Raw genomic sequence first — 19,302 nt, 5'->3', positions numbered from 1 at the left:
TTAGAGATTAGAGATTAGAGGGGGGAGATTAGTTTTTTTGAAATAAAGAAGTAGTAGTCAGGCACAATATAATTTTGTTATGCATTTACCTGCTTTTTGAGGTAAGCTATGTATCCGTTAATCATCTTCGAGCACTCTTCGCAATCAGATTTAAGTCTTTCAAAGGTATGCTCATCAATAAAACCGTTATCTAAAGCAATAATTAAATGATCTATAGTTTCAACTGCAGAGCCACGCGCCGTAATAAGGAATTTCGAAGCATCAAGATAATGATAGCGCCCATGCCCTTCAGCAATATTATTTCCTACAGACCGTGACGAACGAATTATTTGATCTATAAGCCGAAACTTCTCTTCTGAGGGAAATGATTTTGTAAGCTCGGTAATGTTATTTCTTAGAATCCTTGCTTTCTTCCAAACTTCCAGATCCATAAAACTTCCCATACCTTATTTTTGTTTCAAGTATTTAATATCCCAGCTTACCTTTTCTAATCTCTAATCTCCAACCTCTGATCTCTAACTAACTCCTCATCTTCTTCAGCAACCCTTCAATAACCTTCGGGAAATGTTGATGCTCCAACTGCTGGCCTTTAAATTTTACCATCTCGAGGGTATCCCCGGGTTCAATCTTGAATTTTGATTGATGAATGATCTCCCCTTCGTCGAACTCGGCGTTTACAAAGTGGATGGTAATGCCCGATTCCTCTTCTCCTGCTGCAAGGATAGCTTTATGGACATTATCGCCATACATGCCTTTACCGCCATATTTGGGTAACAGCGCCGGGTGCAGGTTAATGATCTTGTTAGGAAAAGCGTTAAGCAATGATTTTGGCGCCAGCCATAAAAAACCGGCCAGCACTATGATATCAACCTGCAGGTTTTTAAGCAAGCCTATTACTTCATCCGTTTCGTAAAACTCGTGGCGGCTAAATATATGTGATGGGATTTCGAAGTTATCGGCCCGCTGCAAAACATACGCCTGCGGGTTATTGGTTAAAACCAGTACAACCTCGGCATCGGCACTGCGTTTAAAGTGCTCCATAATTTTTTGAGCGTTTGACCCGGAACCTGAAGCGAAAATGGCTATTCTTTTTTTCAAAGCGGATGGTATATTTATTGCAAAATATAAAAAATTACGAACTATCGGCTACTTGTGTTTTGCCTAACAAAACCATACCGCCTAACAGTGCGTGGTTGGTTTACAGAATAGTTTTCGCTGATATCACCAGTTTCGATCACAAATGAGAACTGACCCAGGTTTATGATCCTCGAATTTGCAAACGGTGTAGAGCTGCCTGCCTGGCTACCATCGCGGCAAACAATATTGCTGTATAAAAACAATTTGTCGGTAGATAGCTCCCATGAGCCATTGGCTACAGGCTGATCAACACAGCTAAAGTTGCTATAGGTACAGGTATTATCCTTACTGAAAAAAAACACCTGCGCAAAATTACAATTAGGATTTAGTGTATCGGTACGATTAAGCGTAGCCCCCGTGTAATGCGTTTCCTGCAGCGAAGCTAATTGCCACGGACCTGCGGTAAGCAGGTTAGGTATGTTGCTTTTATCTTCCTTTTTACAGGAATTAGCAAAAAAGCAAAATGCAGCTATCAGCAAAAGGTATAAATAGTTGGTACGTTTATTCATGCGCGCAGCAAAGATAATTATTAGCCATATCAAAAAATGTCATTATTATAACTGTTTATCAGTGTAGTTATTTTGCCCGGCAATCAGGATAAGGTTATTTTAGCAGCATTGCTAATCTATCTATAACAGCTATGCGCGTACCTTATAATACCCTGCTGGCGCAATTCAGACGCATATTACTTTCACTTGGTTTTAGCGAAGCAAAAGCGCAGCAGTGTGCCACCATTTTTGCCAACAACAGCCGCGACGGGGTTTACAGCCACGGTCTTAACCGTTTCCCCGTGTTTGTAGATTACGTGAAAGAAGGATTAGTAAACCCTGCTGCCGAACCAAGCTTCGAAAACACGATGGTAGCGTTGGAGCAATGGAACGGCAACCTTGGCCCGGGCATGCTCAACGCAACATTTTGTATGCAACGGGCAATTGATTTGGCTAAAGATAATGGCATAGGTTGTGTGGCCATAAATAACACCAACCATTGGATGCGCGGCGGCACCTACGGCTGGCAAGCTGCCGAAGCGGGCTACATAGGCATTTGCTTTACCAATACTATGGCCAACCTGCCGCCCTGGGGCGGTACCGAGCCAAGGCTGGGCAATAACCCGATAGTAATTGCAGTACCGCGCCCGGAAGGGCACATTGTTTTGGATATGGCCATAAGCCAATACTCCTTTGGCAAACTGCAGCAATATAAAATGGATGGAAAAGATCTGCCTGTGCCTGGCGGGTATGACACCGAAGGTAAATTATCAACCGATGCCGAGGCGATTTACGCTACAAAACGCGCGCTGCCTATAGGCTTTTGGAAAGGCTCGGGCCTTTCGCTAATGCTTGATCTGCTGGCTACCTTGCTAAGCGGCGGCAACTCAACTGCCAAAGTAATGGAAGCCGGCAAAAAGGAAACAGGTGTGTCGCAAGTGTTCATTTGTATAAAGCCGGGCAAAATAGACAGCACTGGCCTCATCGAACAAATACTGGAGTACACAAAAAGCAGCCCAACCAACCCAGGCGAGCGCATTTCCTACCCCGGCGAAAACACATTACGTACACGCCGCCAAAGCGACGAGTTAGGCGTACTGGTAGACGATAACATCTGGGCCAAAGTACAGGCTTTGTAAGGCTGCTACTTCCAAATACCTAACAAGCGCCTTAGCAAAACAATCTCTGCCGTGTGGTAAGCATTGTGGTCGGCAATTTGTAAAGCCTCGCGCAAAATGCTCTGGCCCGAGCCGTGCGGTATCTTGGTATAAATATCGCCGCTTTTTAGCAACTCTATAAAAGCTGCCCTGTCAGTGTTTATCTGCTCAACGGTTTTGTTCCAGGCGGCATCATCTGCGGGTTCGGCTTCTTTGGGCCAATAATCATCCGGCCAGTTTGGCGATTGGTGACTGCCATCTTTGCTAAACTCAAGCATGTCCCACTGTGCAATGCGGATATGCTCGGCAAGCTGCCATATACTATACGGGAGGTTATGGGGTTTTACGCCGCGTTTATCTGCCGGGATACCATCAAGTGCATCTTTTAAAGTGGCATGTGCACCGCCGCCCTCTAGCAGTTTTACCAGCTCCTGTAATAAAATATCATGTTCGTTACTCATGCTGTACTAACAAATTAAGTTACCGATTGATTTATTTGCTGCAAATGTTTTAAGTTTATGCACCACAAAATTCCTACTGCATTGATACGTAAAATACTTTTGCTTTGCCTGTACGTTGCTGCCTTTTCGGCTTGTAAAAAAGAACAGTCATCCGGCCCAGTCATGGCCCGTGATGATGCCGCTTTTACCCGTTACGAAGAGCATTTTTTGGAAGACCTCTGGAAGCTTAACCCGGGCTGGGCCACAAGTGTTGGCTACCATAAGTACGATAGCCTGATGATCATTCCAAATGATAAAAGCCGCGACCAGGAACTGAAGTTTGCCAAGGTAAATACGGATTCGCTGAGTCGTTTTGACCCGAGCCAATTATCGCCGGGTAACAAAATGGACCTGGAAATTATGCGCAGCCAACTGGAAGGCATGCAGTGGAACATCGAAACTTTAAAAGAATACCAGTGGAACCCCGGATCATATAACGTGATAGGCACCTTTGCTTACATCCTGAATGAGAATTACGCACCGCTTGAAAAACGTCTTCGCAATTTTTATCAGCGCATGGCTTTTATTCCAGCCCATTATAAGGAGGCCGAAAAGCAAATCAAAAACCCGGTTGCCGAACTTACCGACCTTGCTGCCGAGCAGCACCTTGGCGGCCTCAGCGTTATCGAAACAGACTTTGCCGACTCGCTAAAAAAAACCAAGATACCCGCAGCCGAGCAAAAACTGATGCTGGACAGGGCAGCAGCATCTGTAGTAGCCATTAAAGGCTATGCGGCATGGTTAAAGGCGCTTAAAAATGATAAACCACGCAGTTTCCGTTTGGGTAAACAACTTTACGAAAGCAAATTTAAATACGAGATACAGGCAGAAGGCACCGCTCAACAAACATACAATGCAGCCGTTGAGCGCAAAAAACACCTGCACCGCGAAATGACAAAGCTGAGCAAACAGCTTTGGCCAAAATACTTTGGCAGCGCAGCTATGCCGAAAGATTCGCTTGATTTGATTGCACGTGTTATTGATACATTATCGGCCAAGCACGTAAAACCTAACGATTTTCAACAGGCCATTAGTGATGAGATACCAAAGCTTACTGCGTTTATCAGGTCGAAAGACTTGTTAACACTTGACCCAAGCAAACCACTTGTAGTGCGTAAAGAACCTGGTTACATGGCGGGTGTGGCGGGTGCTTCGGTAAGTTCGCCGGGCCCTTATGATAAAGGCGGCAACACTTACTACAATGTGGGCAGCCTTGCGGGATGGTCGGCCAGCCGCGCCGAAAGTTATTTACGTGAGTATAACAATTACATTTTACAGATTCTTTGCATACATGAAGCTATACCGGGGCATTACACGCAATTGGTTTACGCCAATAAGGCACCGAGCATCATTAAATCTGTTTTAGGTAACGGTGCAATGGTTGAAGGCTGGGCCGTTTATGCCGAGCAGATTATGATGGATGCCGGATTTGGCAACAATGAGCCCGAAATGCGCCTGATGTGGTACAAATGGCACCTTAGGTCGGTATGTAATACCATTTTAGATTACAGCGTACATGCCAATAACATGAGCAAAGAGGCCGCCATAAAAATGCTTACCCAAGAGGCATTTCAACAACAGGCTGAAGCCGAGGGCAAATGGAAACGTGTAAGCGTGAGCAGCGTACAACTTACCAGCTACTACACCGGCTACAAAGAAATTATGGCCCTGCGCGAAGAATGGAAAAAGAAACAGGCCGATAAATACAAACAAAAAGAATTTAACGAGAAGTTTTTAAGCTATGGCAGCGCGCCTGTTAAGTTTATAAAAGAAGCCATGTTTACTACGCCCAAAATAGATAATAAGAACAATTGATGTAGCACGTAATGCCTTCGCTCCTGAAATAAATTAAGCCATCTACCTGCATGCCGGCTAAAACTTACCCTTCATCCCTAACAGTCCCCAAATGCCACCACTGTGTATGGCGAGTATACTGCTGCCCGGGGTAAAATGATCTTTGCGGGCAAGGTCATAAATAGCGTACAGCATTTTTGCCGTGTAAACAGGTTCTATTAGGATGCCCGTACCGTCCACAAATTGTTTGATAAAATCAATTAGCTGCTGCGTGGTTTTACCATAGCCGCCAAAATGGTAGTCGGTATGCAAGGTGTAAATAGCTGAATTAATAAGATACTTATCAATGTCGGCACGCATAAAGTCACCGTTTTTAAAAACGGGAATGGCGTTAAATTCTGTTTCAAGCTCGTGCCCGACTAATCCGTTTATGATGCCTGCAGCTGTTGTTCCTGTACCGCATGCGCAAAAAATATGATCGTATCTTTGGGGAAGCTCGATAACCAGTTCGCTGCAACCTTTTGCCGCCAGGGTCGATGCGCCTCCTTCGTCAATAAAGTAAGCATCTCCGTCATGGCTGAAATAGCGCTCAAACAAAGCAGGCTTGTTACGGTAACTATCCCGGTCAACAAAAATTAGATGCATGCCATGCAAACGGCACAAAAATAAGGTATCGTTTTGCACCTCCTCGCCCCTAACAAAACCCGTACTTTTAAAACCGAATTTTGCCGCAGCCGCTGCTGTTGCCAATAAATGATTTGAAAAAGCCCCGCCAAAAGTTACCAGGTGTTGTTTGTTGGCAAGCCTTGCATCCTGCAACACATATTTAAGCTTACGCCATTTATTGCCTGATATGATTGGGTGGATCATATCATCTCGCTTTATAAACACCTCAATACCCTTTTCGGTAAAAAGCTGATGTTGTATTTTTTGAACCGGGCTATAAATATCTAACTGAATATCCATTATAAAACGGGCCAACAAGTGGGTGATGTACCAAACCGCTTTTGCAGAATAACGGCGTAATTTTTTTGACCGCTATAAAAATATCGGTTTTTTATCAAATGAATAGTTTAACAATTACTTTTGCCCGATGGCAGACGAAAACGCAATATTAGAAGGCGACGAACAGGATTTATTTGAACACCTGCGCGTAATTGTTGACAAGGGGCAATCGCTGTTGCGTATTGATAAATTTTTGATGCACCGTGTTGAAAACGCCTCACGTAACCGTATCCAAAATGCCATTGATGCAGGTAACGTATTGGTGAACGATAAGGTTATAAAGGCCAGCTACAAGGTTAAGCCTCTCGACATAATATCTGTGGTTTTGCCACACCCACCGCGTGATACGGAGGTATACCCTGAAAATATTCCGCTGGAGATTGTTTACGAAGATAATGATGTGCTGATAGTGAATAAACCCGCAGGCATGGTGGTGCACCCTGGCTATAATAATTATACAGGTACGCTGGTTAACGCTTTGGTATACCATTTTCAGCAATTGCCTACTCTGCCGGGCAATGATGGCAGACCAGGACTGGTCCACCGTATTGATAAGGATACCTCCGGACTATTGCTAATCAGCAAAAACGAGCGCAGCATGAACTATCTTGCCAAGCAGTTTTACGACCATACCATCCAACGCAAGTACATTGCACTTGCCTGGGGCGATATCGAGCATGACGGCACCATTAGCGGCTATATTGGCCGCAGCGTGAACGACCGGCGTGTAATGTCGATATATGATGACCCCGAAAAGGGTAAATGGGCAGTTACCCATTATAAGGTACTTGAACGCCTCGGGTATGTTACGCTGATTGAATGCCAGCTGGAAACGGGCCGCACCCACCAAATACGTGCTCACATGCGCCACATTGGGCATCCTTTATTCAGCGATGCCACCTACGGCGGCGATAAAATATTAAAAGGAACGGTATTTAATAAATACCGCCAGTTTGTTGAAAATTGTTTTGAGCTGATGCCAAGGCAGGCGCTGCACGCACAGTCGCTTGGTTTTTTACACCCCTCGCTAAAAAAGAACATTTATTTTGAAACACCTTTACCCGCCGATTTTGAAACCGTGCTGGCTAAGTGGCGTAAGTATGCAGGTGCAGACAGCGCTAAAGCTACAGAAGACAACGACGCTGAACCACAATAACATATACCTGATCATCGATAGCATCAAACCCGATTATAATTTTTCCGTTAAATATCTGTTTTTATAATACGTTTTAAAGTACTTATTCATCTGCCTAATGCCCCCTGTGTTCATCAATTTTAACGGAGAAATTTTACCCGCCGACAGTCAGCTGCTTACTGTGGCCAACCGCGCATTCAGGTATGGCGATGGTTTGTTTGAAACCATGCGCCTGATGAAGGGCAAAGTAAAATTCCCCGAACTGCATGCCGATAGGCTGATGCGTGGCATGAAAGCGCTAAAAATTGACGGCTACTCACAAACCGACAGTTGGTTTATCCGAGAAAAGGCAGAAGAACTTGCCCGCCGTAACCGTGTAAAACATGGCCGCGTACGCTTTACCGTTTATCGCGATGCCGACGGCTTATACACCCCTACCCAAAATAAAATGGGTTATTGTATTGAGATAACGCCTGTTGATGAACCACGATATTATTTAAACGAGCGGGGTTTAATCATGGACACATATACCGAGCTATTAAAGCCGCTTAACTGGCTATCAAATATAAAATCGGCCAATTCGCTCACATTTGTAATGGCTTCCATTTATAAGCAGCAAAACAAGCTCGACGATGTTTTTTTACTCAACCAAAATGGTTACTTGTGCGAAGCTTCGGCAGCAAACATTTTTGTTTGGTATCAAAATCACCTGTACACACCCGCACTTAGCGAAGGTTGCGTGGAAGGCGTTATGCGCCAAACGGTTATAAAACTCGCTAAAGAGGGCGGTATCCCTTTTACCGAAGCACAAATAAATGCAGAAATTTTAAATCAGGCCGATGAGGTTTTTTTAACCAATGCAGGTAAGGGCATACAATGGGTTATGGGCTACGGCGTAAAACGATATTTTAACCGCGTAAGCAAAGGCTTGTTGGATGAGTTGAATAAGTTGTAGGGGTGCTTGTTGCTAAAGGGTTGCCCTTAACAGGCAAAATCCTATCTTATATATTTCTATAAAGCTTATGCCCCGCTGGGGCATTATCACCTATCTATATCGGATTATTTGATTGTCGCATTATGGGCTAAGGCTTTTTAGCACAACAGCAGCGCTACCCATCTAATTTGGGTTGCCCTTAACAAGGCAAAAACTCTATATTATATATTCCTACAAAGCTTATGCCCCGCTGGGGCAAAAGAATTTGGACCTACTATTTTAATTGTCCCGTTAGGGACTAAAGCTTTGTAGCTATAGATGAGAAGTGTTTTTGCTCCGTAGGACCTAACCTTCTTACAGCATCCATCGCTTTTTAAGTTCTTCTACCAAGATGACATGACTTCAATATGGATAAGTCCTTGTTTCGTAAATTTCTAATGGTTCTTTAATTCCACCCGACCAGAGTACTTGAATCTTGTTATTCAATTGTCCCGTTAGGGACTAAAGCTTTATAGCTATAGATGAGAAGTGCTTTTGCTCCGTAGGAGCTGCCCTTTCAACAGACTATTCAGGCAATTTAAATAAAAAACGTTCGTCAAATTCAATCTCAAACTTTTCTAATAGCATGCGATATTCATTCATAAAACTAAACTTTTTATGATGCTCCTGCTGGTTGGCAATATATTTAACTACATCATCTACCTGAGATTTCCCATAGCTGAAGGCACCATAGCCTTCCTGCCATTGAAACCGTGAACCTATCAAACGCTCTTTATTTATCCACTCAGACGAATCGCCTTTTACTAATCTTACCAAGTCAGAAATTGATTGTGATGGATTCATGCCAACGAACATATGCATATGATCAGGCATGTTATTGATAGCAATTACTTTATGCCCGTTGTTTTGGACTATGGCAATTATATATTTTCGTAATCTCTCAGCCCAGCTGTCATCAATTAATGAAGCCCTGTATTTAACAGCAAAAACAATGTGTATATATAATTGGGTATAAGTATTTGCCATCGCTCCCCTAATATTTCACTTATACTCCTATCTGGGCCAATATGCCGTCCCATAAATCAATCCGTGCTTGCAGGGCAGCCTGTACAGCCACGGTTGCTTCGGCCCATTTTGATTCGTTGTTGCCGCAAAGTTCGGCTGTCATGTCATATGCCAGATTAGAGTGATGGTCGCCGTCAACTTCAATATGGCGCTCCATATAATATAAAAAGATGCTTACCTTATCAGGCTGCTTGCTGTTGATTTTCTTAACCATTTCAATAAACATCCCCGGTATCAGGTCTTCTCTTCCAAAAGTAAATACTGCAGCCTGTAAATGGCTTTTTCCGGTTGCAATAACGTCAAATGTATGCTGTACAAATTTTCGTGCAGCTTGTGGCATATCAGCGTCTTGCAATGCGCTATGCACATGAGTGCCCTTTTTCAATTCGCCTAAAAAGGTATCAATCGACTCTGTACTGCAATCAGCCTGTTGCATTGCTTTTAAATACAATTCAAAGTGACTTGTGCGTACGCCAGCTTCATCAACATCGCTTTCCTCGCCGGTTACAATCTCATTGATAAGGTAGCGGGTGTTGGCGCTTCCAACAGGCATCCAGGGCAGTGTGGTACAGGTTAAATTTTGCTGGAGTGCCTTAAGTAACGACATAAAATCCCAAACGGCAAAAATGTGGTGCTGCATAAAGGTATGCAGGTACGGCAAACTGTTTATATTATGATACAACTCATGGTTAATCAGCTTTTCGCGAAGTGGTAAAATAGCTGTTTTGAGTTGCTCTATACGGGTGGTAATTGCGCTCATATATTGTAAAATAAGTCGGCTGCAAAGGTAATTGTCAATGCTGATAAACCGATACTTAATGTTAAACCAATTTGATGTTAACGCAGGCCCGCTTATATTTACATTATGCTGCTACCCGTAACCCCGCCCGACGGCGGCCTGATATATACCGAAACCAATATTGCCCATTTATTTCCCGAGCCGTTCAACATGATATCGTCGGCATTATTTCTTATACCGGGCATTTACTGGCTTTTTAAATTACATGGCTTTAGCAGGCAATACACCTTTTTAAGTATTGCTACCTGGCTTTTAATGATAGGTTGCACCGGCAGCACCATTTACCACGGCTTGCGCCGCTGGCCTGTTTTTATCTTTATGGATTGGGTACCCATAGCTGTACTTTGCCTATTGGCCAGCATTTATTTTTGGATGAAGTTTGCAAGTAAAATTTGGGTTGGTATGGCCGCGTTTGTAATATTTATCGCATTAACATTTGGCATACGCCGCCTGCTGCCCAATTATGACATCCAGTTAAAAGTGAGCCTTAATTACGCGGTTATGGTGCTGATGATTGTGTTACCGCTGATGTTGCTGCTCTGGAAAATACAATGGCGCAATGGCGCACTGGTATTGGCTGCATTTATAGCTTTCGGGCTGGCAATAGGCTTTAGGGTGTATGACAAGTACACAACCCTTGCCATAGGCACGCATTTTTTATGGCATACCTTTGGCGCGGTGGCAACATCGTTAATGTTTGTGTTTATTTACCGTATCAACGGCTTAAAGCTTATTGCCGCGTAAAAACTCTTCAATACCCATACGCTTTTTACCTTCCAACTGCACATCTGTAGCGCAGATGAAGCCGTCTTTGGTAGCGAACTTTAAGGAAGTTTTGTGATTGCTAATAAAAGCACCCGGCTGTAATCCGGGTTCAGTTTCCTGGTATTCGGCATTGTAAATTTTCAGCACTTTGCCATTCAAATGCGTATAGGCAGTCGGTACCGGGCTAAGGCCGCGTATCATGTTGTAAACATCAATTACCGGCCTGTTAAAATCTATCAGGCAATCTGTCTTAAAGATCTTAGGTGCGTGCCGCAATTCAATACCCTCAGAAAGTTGAGCCTGTGGGTGCTCGTTATACTTACCGCTTTCAATGCTTTTAACAGTTTTTACCAGCAGGCCTGCTCCTTTGTCCATCAACCGGTCGTGCAATTGTCCCGCAGTTTCGGTACCTGAAAGTGTAACTTTCTCGGTAAACAAAACATCTCCGGTATCAATATCGTGCTTCAAAAAGAATGTAGTTACACCGCTCTCCTTTTCGCCGTTTATAATGGCCCAGTTAATTGGCGCGGCACCGCGATATTGCGGTAACAACGACGCATGTAAATTGATGGTTCCCTTTGCAGGCATGTTCCAAACCACCTCGGGCAGCATCCTAAAAGCTACCACTACCTGTAAATCTGCTTTAAGTGCTTGTAATTCTGCTATAAATTCCGGATTCTTCAGTTTCTCGGGCTGAAGAACTTTAAGTCCCTTTTCAACGGCATACTGTTTCACAGCCGATTCGTTTAACTTTTGACCCCTGCCGGCAGGTTTATCGGGAGCGGTTACTACGGCAACCACATTACAACCAGCGTCAATAAGGGCATCAAGCGAGGCAACTGCAAATTGGGGCGTACCCATGAAAATTATTCTCATAACAGACAGTTTAAAACAGAACAGATTTATTTACTTATATAACAGGTACTTTGTACGCATTGCCTTAAACTTACTTAACCCGGGCTCCCAGCTTTGGCGGATCTGCGCCTCGGTTTTGCCTGCAATAATTTGCTGTTGTAAAGTTTTATTACCGGCAAGCTTGGTAAAGTAAGGGATAAAAAACTTCGACTTATCCGGGTACTCGTTATACATCTCTATCAGCCATGCTAAATTAAGCCTGCCATTTCTTTTTAAAGTATCTGTATTGTAATTTCTAAGGTCGATGCCGTAGCAGGTTTGCCCTTTAAGCGGTGGGTTGTCACTCATACCAGGCATACTTACCGGGGTAAAATTAAAACTGTATTGTCCCTTTAATTCGGGCGCGCCAATAATGGTGAAAGGGTAATTTGTACCGCGGCCCAGGCTAATATTGGTTCCTTCAAAAAAGCATATATGAGGGTAAAGCAAAATCGACTGCTGGGTATTTAAGTTTGGCGACGGGCTAACGGGCAGCATGTAAGCCATATCCCGGCTGTAGTTTGCAACCTTATAAATTTTGAGTTTGCACTTAACTTTGTTTTTAAGCCATCCCTGTCCGTTTATCATCTGGGCATATTCGGCTATGGTCATGCCGTGTAGTACAGGTATCTCATGCATGGCAACAAAAGCGCGGTAAGCGGTATCAAGCACCGGGCCGTCAACAAAACTGCCATTAGGGTTTGGGCGGTCGAATATTACCAGCTCAATGTTATTCTCGGCACAGGCCTCCATCAGGTAATGCAGTGTGGATATGTAGGTGTAAAAGCGGGTACCAACATCCTGCACATCAAATATCATCAGGTTTATGCCTTTTAAATCTTCGGAAGTGGGTTTAAAGTGCTTTCCGTATAAAGATATTACGGGTAGGCCGGTCACAGCATCCTTTGTATCATCAATTTTGGCGCCGTCTGCTGCGTTTCCTCTAAAGCCATGCTCGGGTCCAAAAATCTTCTTTACTGTAATACCAAGTTTAAGCAGGCTATCAACCACAGGCACTTTCTTTGGGCCGATAATCGAGGTCTGGTTAATCAGCATACCTATGTTCTTACCTTTCAGGTAATCTATATAAACCGGCACCTGGTCGGCGGCGGGGGTTATAACTTTTACAGTAGCTTTGGTGGCTGGTGCTGCAGTTGACTTTTTATTCTGCGCATAATCATCACAGCTAAACAAAAGCTGGCAAACCAGTAAAACGGGTACAAATAACTTCACGCTCATCATAATATAGCTAAAGCAAAATTTAAAGGTTTATGTTTAACCTATAAAACGCATATTTGCGAAAGTACAAAAAATCCAGGCTGCATTGAGTTTCGCAAGGTTTATATCAAGTAGGATAACATTCAGGTCAAAACGCACGTTCTCAAAATTGATTGTGCGCATTGCCATCATCGGTATAATGCTTGGCCTTGGCGTAATGATCCTGTCGTTGGCGGTTATCAAGGGTTTTAAGAACGAGATTCGCCAAAAAGTTCGTGGCTTTGCAGGCGATATCCAGATCGTTAAATCAGATCTAAATGCATCTTACGAGGCATCGGCATTTGTCCCTGAAGCCGACCTGCTGCCTAAACTGCGCACTATCAAACAAATTACCGGCATAGCACCTTTTGCTACAAAGCCTGGCATTATAAAGGCTAATGAGGAGATTGAAGGCGTAGTTTTTAAAGGGGTGGACAGTACCTACAACTGGGACCACCTACGTAAATCAATGGTTGGCGGCAACGTAATCAACTTTAAAGATACCGGCGATACCAAACCCCCTATCCTAATATCACAATACTTGGCAAACCGACTGAAGCTAAAATTGGGTGATGACCTGCTGATGTATTTTATACAGGACCCGCCCCGAAAGCGAAAATTTAAGATAACCGGTATTTATAATGTAGGCGTTGATGAGGTTGATAAAACCTTTGTGATAGGCGACATTGCACTGATACGCCGCCTTAACGACTGGCAAAAAGGCGAGATTGCCGGCTACGAAGTTGACGTAAAAAACTTCGAGATGATGAACTACACGGCCGATTCCATTGACGACAAATTGCCCGTGCTGTTGCGTACCAACACTTTATTTGAAGCTTACCCAACCATATTTGAGTGGCTTGGCCTGCTCGACGTGAACACCGTGGTAATGCTGGTATTAATGACAATTGTAGCCGTCATCAACATGATATCTGCACTACTCATCATGATACTGGAGCGCACCTCCATGATAGGGATGTTTAAGGCAATGGGCGCACGCAATTGGGTTATACAAAAAGTATTTTTATATAATGCAGCCTACTTAATTGGCTTTGGTTTGCTGTTGGGAAACATACTCGGGCTTGGTTTGGGTTATTTCCAGCAGGCTACGCATTTCTTCAAACTGGACCAGGCAAGCTATTACATGAGTTTTGTACCTATTAAGATTGAGTTTTTAGATGTGCTGCTGCTAAACGTGGGCACGCTGGTTGTTTGCTTATTGGTATTGGTGATTCCATCGATGCTGGTAACACGCATACAGCCCGTGAAAGCCATCAGGTTTAAGTAAGTACCTTACAATAGGCGATAGCTAATGCCAAATCGCCACAAGCGGCTATATGCTTCGTTGGCTTGGCTGCCTATCAAATCTTCTTTAACGTTAGTTAAGCCGTGCGCGTAAGCAGCAGTAATACCAATACGATTGTAATAAGCGGCAATGCCCATACGCAACCTGAAGTCGGTATTTTTATCTTCGCGACTGCGATCTGTTGTTGCAACGTTGCCTTCGCCGGTTGAGCCTTTTTCGCGCATGGAAGTTTTAAAGCCCACATCAACGCCAGGCTGCAAGTCAATATTAAACTTATCTGCAATTATGCGATAGCCGATATATGGATTAAGGTTGATGTAATTGCTCTTAAGCTTAGTTGAGCCATCTACTGTGGGCAATGCCCCATAATTTTGCATTGGCGAATAAAAGGTGGTAATATCTACGCTGCTTTGCACCCGCTCGAAACCTGCCTGCAAACCGGCAATAAAGCCTGCTTTGGTAACATATTGAGCCTGCCCCGCCAAACCGAAACCCCATGCATTTTTATTGCCGTACGGATTATTGGTATAGTTTTGAGATGCGTCTGGCGATGTTATAATAGGGCTGGTTGCCGTAGTGCCATTGCCACTGTAATGATAAAGATTTGTGCTTGCGTTAACAGATAACTCCACTTTTTGGGCATACACACTACCAGCGACCAATAAGCCCACAATGCTTAGTACAAGTTTTTTCATTGCCGTGATTTTTTGAATCTGATTTTTAGGTTTAGGCCGCTGGCACCAAAGCGCAGATTTTGCGCGCCCATGCCTTCAAGCGGATATTTTACAAAAGGTTCAATGATCAAACTATTACTTTTACCAAGCGGATAACCCACTCCAAACGAAAAGTTGAGTGTGCGGCCAAAGTAAAAGCCGTTAAAGCTATTTGTACTTACTGCGCTTTGTGTTTCGGCACTGCGCGAATTGCTGTAAGCATAGTTGTAAGTATATTTCTCGCCGATGAAAGTACCGGAGCTTAAACCCGCCGACACATAAGTGTCACTTTTCTCGGGGTTAAATTCATATTTTAAGTTGATTGGTACATCCAAACCAATAAGGCTTGCATTGTAGTTCCTGAAAACCGGAACCGCTGCATTAGCTGCAAATAAACCATCGGGCCGCAAAACAGGATCAGACACGGGCGCTGCCGAATACATTGCCCCACGCGCATTACTATTTTCGGGCAGGCCGCTGTTGTATTTTAATGAATTTTGAGCCAATGCCATGCCGGTTGATAGCTTAAGTTTGCCAGTAAGTTTAATATCAGACGTAAAGCCGGCTCCTGCGTTTACCTGGTTTGTACTCCCTTCAGCATAATTGAAATAGGTAGCCGCATAAACGCTGAAATTTACCTTTTTATCCCTATTCTGTTTTTCCTTATCTGCTTTGGCAACCGGGTTATTAACTTTATCTGCCTCGAGCAACTCAATTATAGAGCGCTGTTTTGGCTTGACATCCTGGCTGCTCCTGTTATTTGTATTAGCTGCGATAATTGTTTGCTGCCCATCTGCAATTTGGCCCGAAGGTATTTTCGATGGCATTACACTTACGCTATCTGAAGGGGCTTTCGCCGCTGCAGTGTTTTGTGCAATTACAGTTGCTGCAACACCATTTGCGTTAACACCATTGGCTTGTATTTCAGGAGTTTGCATGGCACCAATTGGCACCACTGTTTGCTTTATAGCTGTAGGCGTGTTTGTTTGCACAGGCAATACGTTGGCATAAACCGGCTGCTGTACAACAGTGTTGTATTTATTATGTAAAAAAGGATCGATAGGTTGAGGTTTTGTTGAGTTTAGAGGTGCATTTTTAGCAACAGCCTGCTGGTCAGCCTCTATTGGATTGTCCAGTTTGTCAGCAGTAGTGGTATCGCGCTGCACTTGCTGCGTTTTTACAGGCTTGTTTTGCGCAACAGTGTTGGCAGTATTGTTATTGCCGGTAAGCCAAAAGCCCAGGCCTGCAACAACCAATAAAATAGCGGCAGCGCTGCTCCACCAAAGCCAGGCCGCAGGCCTGCGGCGCTGCTGCGCCGGGAAACGCTGCCTTAGCTGCGCCCAGCCGGCATCGGCATCGCCGGGGTGTTCGTATTGTTCAAATACGTCCCTGATATGGTTGTTCAATTTTTTATCAAACAAATCATCCATGACTTTTCGTTTCTTTAGTTAACAGCTGCCTTAGCTTTTCTTTTGCCCGGCTCAAATACACCCGCGACGAGCTGGCAGGCAGGTTCAACAACTGCCCAATCTCATCATGGCTGTAGCCATCAATTTCATACATGTTAAAAATAGTTAGCTGCACCTGCGGCAGCTGTTTCATCAATTTTAAAATATCGTTTGCGTTTAGGTTCTCGATTGCGGTGGCATTTGTGCCAACGGCTACAGCATCATCAATATCCGTATTGGCCAGATACTTCATTTCTTTACGGCGGCGGTCAATAGCGGTATTAACCACAATGGTGCGCAGCCATGCCTTGAAAGGTTTGTCGGAATTATAATTGCCGATGTTATTAAACACTTTTATAAAAGCATCATTAACCACTTCTGTGGCATCATCTTCATTGAAACTATAGCGGGCACTTATACCCAAAGCGTAGCCATAGAACTGCTTATACAGCAATTCCTGGTGTTTAAGGCTACCTTTTTTGCAGTTACTGACAATATCTTCCTCAGTAATGCGCGAAACTAAGTGCATTTAATAGTTAAGTTGTTAATCTCCGGCCCGGATATCTAATTTACATTACGCGGGCCCTCGGCACATTGATACATGCCGGTAAATATTTTTTTACTGCTTTCCAGATTGCAGTGCGGATGTTTATTGAAGATTATTTAACACGCTTAAGATCGTATTCCAGTCGCAACGTATCGGCACTGGTGCTAAGCAGCTGCAAACCATCTGCAGTACTGCTAAAAACGTATGTACCGTTTAAGTGCGTTTTGGTGGCTTTACCTGTGCGAGGGTAAGTGGTATCAATAAATGATATAAGATTTGCAGTTGTGCCACTGCCAGCACCGTATGTACCTTTGCTGCCGGCGTGTACAACAGTAGTATCGCCCAATACTTTAAAGTCTATATTATTTGTCAACTCCAGCCTGATAGTGGCCTTAGTGGTATCAAAGGTTGTTTTATTCTTAGGTTTAAGCAGCAACCTGAACTCGCCCGCGTATGACCCGGATGGAGTTACACCGGTAAGGTTACCACTATCTACTGATTTTATACAACCCGCACTCAAAACTACAAGTGCCGGCAAAAGGAATACATATAACTTCTTCATAATGTTAGGTAATACAGCAGGTTACGATGCAATATACACAAACGCTACACTTTGCCTGTATATTATAACTTTTTAGCCTCGTTCCAAAATACATCCATTTCGGTAAGGCTCATGTCATGCAGGTTGCGCCCCGCCTCTTTTGCCCGCTCTTCCAGGTATTGGAAGCGCTTTATAAATTTACGGTTGGTTTTTTCAAGCGCATCTTCGGGGTTTATGTTGATAAAGCGCGCATAGTTGATGAGCGAAAACATGAGGTCGCCAAATTCGCCCTCGGCCTTTTCATGGTCGATGGTACTTGCATCCGCTACATTGTACTCGTCTTTAAACTCCTGTAATTCTTCCTCAACCTTGGCCCAAACCTGCTCCTTGTTTTCCCAATCAAAGCCAACGCCGCGGGCCTTTTCCTGTATACGCGATGCTTTTACGAGCGCCGGCAAGGAAGCCGGTACACCGCCCAAAACAGATTTGTTTCCTTCTTTAAGCTTAATCTGCTCCCAGTTGCGCTTAACATCATTTTCGTCGGCCACCTCGGTGTCACTGTATATATGCGGGTGCCTATTGATGAGCTTATCGCAAATACCATTAAGCACGCCGGTAATATTAAAGGCGTCGGTTTCTGATGCTATGCGGGCATAAAACACAAGGTGCAGCATAATGTCGCCGAGTTCTTTCCGGATCTCGTCCATATCGCCGCTAAGTATGGCATCAGACAGTTCGTAGGTTTCCTCGATGGTAAGGTGACGCAAACTTTCCATGGTTTGTTTTTTATCCCATGGGCAGTTGAGGCGCAGATCATCCATAATGGTTAAAAGGCGCTCAAAGGCGGTTGCCGGCGTGTATGCGGTTACAGAAGGAGTAATAGCCATACACAAAGATAGGTTAAATGAAAAAGGTTAGCTGTTAACTATTTTAAATTACAAGGCTATGTAGATTAGAAATTCTGGTGGGATGCTGAAACAAGTTCAGCAGGACCTTTGGCTAAAAAAACACGTCATGCCGATGCATATCGGCATCTTACGTGCTATGTCTGGTGGGATGCTGAAACAAATCCAGCATGACGCGAATAATTGAAATTAGACTATTATAACGGCAGGGTAGCCCGCAACATTTCGCGTTTCCCTGGGGCGCCGGGTGCTTTCTCCACCTTTAATCCCTGCGCTTTTACCGCTCGTTTAAGGTTACCGGTTATGGCATAGGTAACAAATACGCCGCCGGGTTTTAAAAACTGAAGCGTGTGTGTAATGGCTTCGTCGCTCCACATTTCGGGTTGGTGAACTGCTGCAAATGCATCAAAATAAATAACGTCAAATTTAAAGGTGGAAGCAAAATCGGCGAGTTGGGTAACGGCCACATTGAACCGGCAAGTATCATTCAGCAAAGTATTGTTGCTTAAAGCGCTGGGATAGGAAGACAAAAAGCTTTGCCAAATAGCGGGCGACACATACTCATCATACCCGGTTTGTGCAATCATCCCGGCACTTAGCGGGTAAGCCTCGATACCGGTATAATTAAGTTTTACACTATGCTCAACACAAAAATCTGCCGTGAGTAAAAAGTTAAGCCCAGTACCAAAGCCCACTTCTAAAATAGAAACCTCGCCAACCGACTGGTTGCCGCCAGCAAGAAAGTACTCCAGCCCCGAGTGTACAAAAACATGCTTACTCTCTTGCAAGGCACCATGTTTGGAATGGTAATTTTCGCCAACAAGTGCGTTGTAAATGGTTTTTGATCCGTCGGCAGTGCTAACAATTGTTAAATGATCGGGCATTGTAAAGGCAATTAGTATGCCCGCAAAG

Annotated in this window: 21 protein-coding genes; 6 read left to right on the top strand and 15 right to left on the bottom strand. The window is 44.0% G+C overall.

Annotated features, from left to right (window positions below):
* Positions 1–77 precede the first annotated feature (77 nt).
* From FPZ43_RS13545 to FPZ43_RS13535, 3 genes are all read right to left on the bottom strand, one after another.
* On the bottom strand, positions 78–443 hold the full coding sequence (locus tag FPZ43_RS13545) for a four helix bundle protein (protein WP_146382460.1): 366 nt from the start codon (positions 441–443) through the stop codon (positions 78–80).
* Positions 444–519: 76 nt separating this feature from the next.
* Positions 520–1,098: a phosphoribosylglycinamide formyltransferase gene (gene purN / locus FPZ43_RS13540; RefSeq protein ID WP_146382459.1), complete on the bottom strand. Its 579-nt coding sequence runs from the start codon at positions 1,096–1,098 to the stop codon at positions 520–522.
* A 41-nt stretch (positions 1,099–1,139) separates the two neighbouring features.
* Positions 1,140–1,646 carry a hypothetical protein gene (locus FPZ43_RS13535; protein ID WP_146382458.1) on the bottom strand — a complete coding sequence of 169 codons (507 nt, stop codon included), beginning with the start codon at positions 1,644–1,646 and terminating at the stop codon, positions 1,140–1,142.
* A gap of 131 nt (positions 1,647–1,777) precedes the next feature.
* On the opposite strand from FPZ43_RS13535, the gene yiaK reads away from it, so the two are divergent.
* Positions 1,778–2,764, top strand: a complete 987-nt coding sequence (yiaK, locus tag FPZ43_RS13530) for a 3-dehydro-L-gulonate 2-dehydrogenase (RefSeq protein ID WP_146382457.1) — start codon at positions 1,778–1,780, stop codon at positions 2,762–2,764.
* Between the two features lie 5 nt (positions 2,765–2,769).
* Here the strand turns inward: yiaK and FPZ43_RS13525 are convergent, their stop codons facing one another.
* Positions 2,770–3,243, bottom strand: coding sequence for a DinB family protein (locus tag FPZ43_RS13525; RefSeq protein ID WP_146382456.1), 474 nt, complete (start codon positions 3,241–3,243; stop codon positions 2,770–2,772).
* A gap of 57 nt (positions 3,244–3,300) precedes the next feature.
* Between FPZ43_RS13525 and FPZ43_RS13520 the strand changes: the two genes are divergently transcribed.
* On the top strand, positions 3,301–5,097 hold the full coding sequence (locus FPZ43_RS13520; RefSeq protein WP_146382455.1) for a DUF885 domain-containing protein: 1,797 nt from the start codon (positions 3,301–3,303) through the stop codon (positions 5,095–5,097).
* A 57-nt stretch (positions 5,098–5,154) separates the two neighbouring features.
* Here the strand turns inward: FPZ43_RS13520 and FPZ43_RS13515 are convergent, their stop codons facing one another.
* Positions 5,155–6,057, bottom strand: coding sequence for a 1-aminocyclopropane-1-carboxylate deaminase/D-cysteine desulfhydrase (locus tag FPZ43_RS13515; protein WP_315897969.1), 903 nt, complete (start codon positions 6,055–6,057; stop codon positions 5,155–5,157).
* Between the two features lie 112 nt (positions 6,058–6,169).
* On the opposite strand from FPZ43_RS13515, the gene FPZ43_RS13510 reads away from it, so the two are divergent.
* Together FPZ43_RS13510 and FPZ43_RS13505 are read left to right on the top strand one after the other, a co-directional pair.
* Positions 6,170–7,237, top strand: a complete 1,068-nt coding sequence (locus FPZ43_RS13510) for an RluA family pseudouridine synthase (protein WP_146382454.1) — start codon at positions 6,170–6,172, stop codon at positions 7,235–7,237.
* Between the two features lie 97 nt (positions 7,238–7,334).
* Positions 7,335–8,171 carry an aminotransferase class IV gene (locus tag FPZ43_RS13505; RefSeq protein ID WP_146382453.1) on the top strand — a complete coding sequence of 279 codons (837 nt, stop codon included), beginning with the start codon at positions 7,335–7,337 and terminating at the stop codon, positions 8,169–8,171.
* A gap of 543 nt (positions 8,172–8,714) precedes the next feature.
* Here the strand turns inward: FPZ43_RS13505 and tnpA are convergent.
* Both tnpA and FPZ43_RS13495 read right to left on the bottom strand, forming a co-directional pair.
* A complete protein-coding gene (gene tnpA, locus FPZ43_RS13500; protein ID WP_146382452.1) occupies positions 8,715–9,176 on the bottom strand; it encodes an IS200/IS605 family transposase in 462 nt (153 codons plus the stop codon).
* A 19-nt stretch (positions 9,177–9,195) separates the two neighbouring features.
* Entirely contained in the window at positions 9,196–9,975 is a 780-nt protein-coding gene (locus FPZ43_RS13495) for a DUF3050 domain-containing protein (RefSeq protein WP_315897968.1), read from the bottom strand.
* 105 nt (positions 9,976–10,080) lie between these two features.
* Between FPZ43_RS13495 and FPZ43_RS13490 the strand changes: the two genes are divergently transcribed.
* Positions 10,081–10,758, top strand: a complete 678-nt coding sequence (locus FPZ43_RS13490) for a hypothetical protein (protein WP_146382451.1) — start codon at positions 10,081–10,083, stop codon at positions 10,756–10,758.
* On the opposite strand, the gene fmt is transcribed toward FPZ43_RS13490, so the two are convergent.
* Positions 10,738–11,655, bottom strand: a complete 918-nt coding sequence (gene fmt, locus FPZ43_RS13485) for a methionyl-tRNA formyltransferase (RefSeq protein WP_222430976.1) — start codon at positions 11,653–11,655, stop codon at positions 10,738–10,740. The genes FPZ43_RS13490 and fmt overlap by 21 nt on opposite strands.
* A 30-nt stretch (positions 11,656–11,685) precedes the next feature.
* A complete protein-coding gene (locus FPZ43_RS13480) occupies positions 11,686–12,912 on the bottom strand; it encodes an exo-beta-N-acetylmuramidase NamZ family protein (protein WP_222430975.1) in 1,227 nt (408 codons plus the stop codon).
* A gap of 85 nt (positions 12,913–12,997) precedes the next feature.
* Here FPZ43_RS13480 and FPZ43_RS13475 point away from each other — a divergent pair, with 85 nt between their 5' ends.
* Entirely contained in the window at positions 12,998–14,218 is a 1,221-nt protein-coding gene (locus tag FPZ43_RS13475; protein ID WP_146382449.1) for an ABC transporter permease, read from the top strand.
* A 5-nt stretch (positions 14,219–14,223) separates the two neighbouring features.
* Here the strand turns inward: FPZ43_RS13475 and FPZ43_RS13470 are convergent, their stop codons facing one another.
* The 6 genes from FPZ43_RS13470 to mnmD form a co-directional block, all read right to left on the bottom strand.
* Complete coding sequence (locus tag FPZ43_RS13470) at positions 14,224–14,931, bottom strand: outer membrane beta-barrel protein (protein WP_146382448.1); 708 nt, start codon at positions 14,929–14,931, stop codon at positions 14,224–14,226.
* On the bottom strand, positions 14,928–16,379 hold the full coding sequence (locus FPZ43_RS13465) for a hypothetical protein (protein ID WP_146382447.1): 1,452 nt from the start codon (positions 16,377–16,379) through the stop codon (positions 14,928–14,930). The genes FPZ43_RS13470 and FPZ43_RS13465 overlap by 4 nt, the downstream gene beginning before the upstream one ends.
* Positions 16,372–16,926, bottom strand: coding sequence for an RNA polymerase sigma factor (locus tag FPZ43_RS13460; protein ID WP_146382446.1), 555 nt, complete (start codon positions 16,924–16,926; stop codon positions 16,372–16,374). The genes FPZ43_RS13465 and FPZ43_RS13460 overlap by 8 nt, the downstream gene beginning before the upstream one ends.
* A 130-nt stretch (positions 16,927–17,056) precedes the next feature.
* Positions 17,057–17,506, bottom strand: coding sequence for a hypothetical protein (locus tag FPZ43_RS13455; protein ID WP_146382445.1), 450 nt, complete (start codon positions 17,504–17,506; stop codon positions 17,057–17,059).
* Positions 17,507–17,568: 62 nt separating this feature from the next.
* Positions 17,569–18,372 carry a nucleoside triphosphate pyrophosphohydrolase gene (mazG, locus tag FPZ43_RS13450; RefSeq protein ID WP_146382444.1) on the bottom strand — a complete coding sequence of 268 codons (804 nt, stop codon included), beginning with the start codon at positions 18,370–18,372 and terminating at the stop codon, positions 17,569–17,571.
* Positions 18,373–18,587: 215 nt separating this feature from the next.
* Positions 18,588–19,274 carry a tRNA (5-methylaminomethyl-2-thiouridine)(34)-methyltransferase MnmD gene (gene mnmD / locus FPZ43_RS13445; RefSeq protein WP_146382443.1) on the bottom strand — a complete coding sequence of 229 codons (687 nt, stop codon included), beginning with the start codon at positions 19,272–19,274 and terminating at the stop codon, positions 18,588–18,590.
* Between the last annotated feature and the right edge of the window lie 28 nt (positions 19,275–19,302).

It is taken from the genome of Mucilaginibacter pallidiroseus, assembly GCF_007846085.1.
GTDB classification, from domain to species: domain Bacteria; phylum Bacteroidota; class Bacteroidia; order Sphingobacteriales; family Sphingobacteriaceae; genus Mucilaginibacter; species Mucilaginibacter pallidiroseus.
The sequence above is the reverse complement of the archived record's forward strand: the minus strand, read 5'-3'. Positions and strand labels throughout refer to the sequence as shown.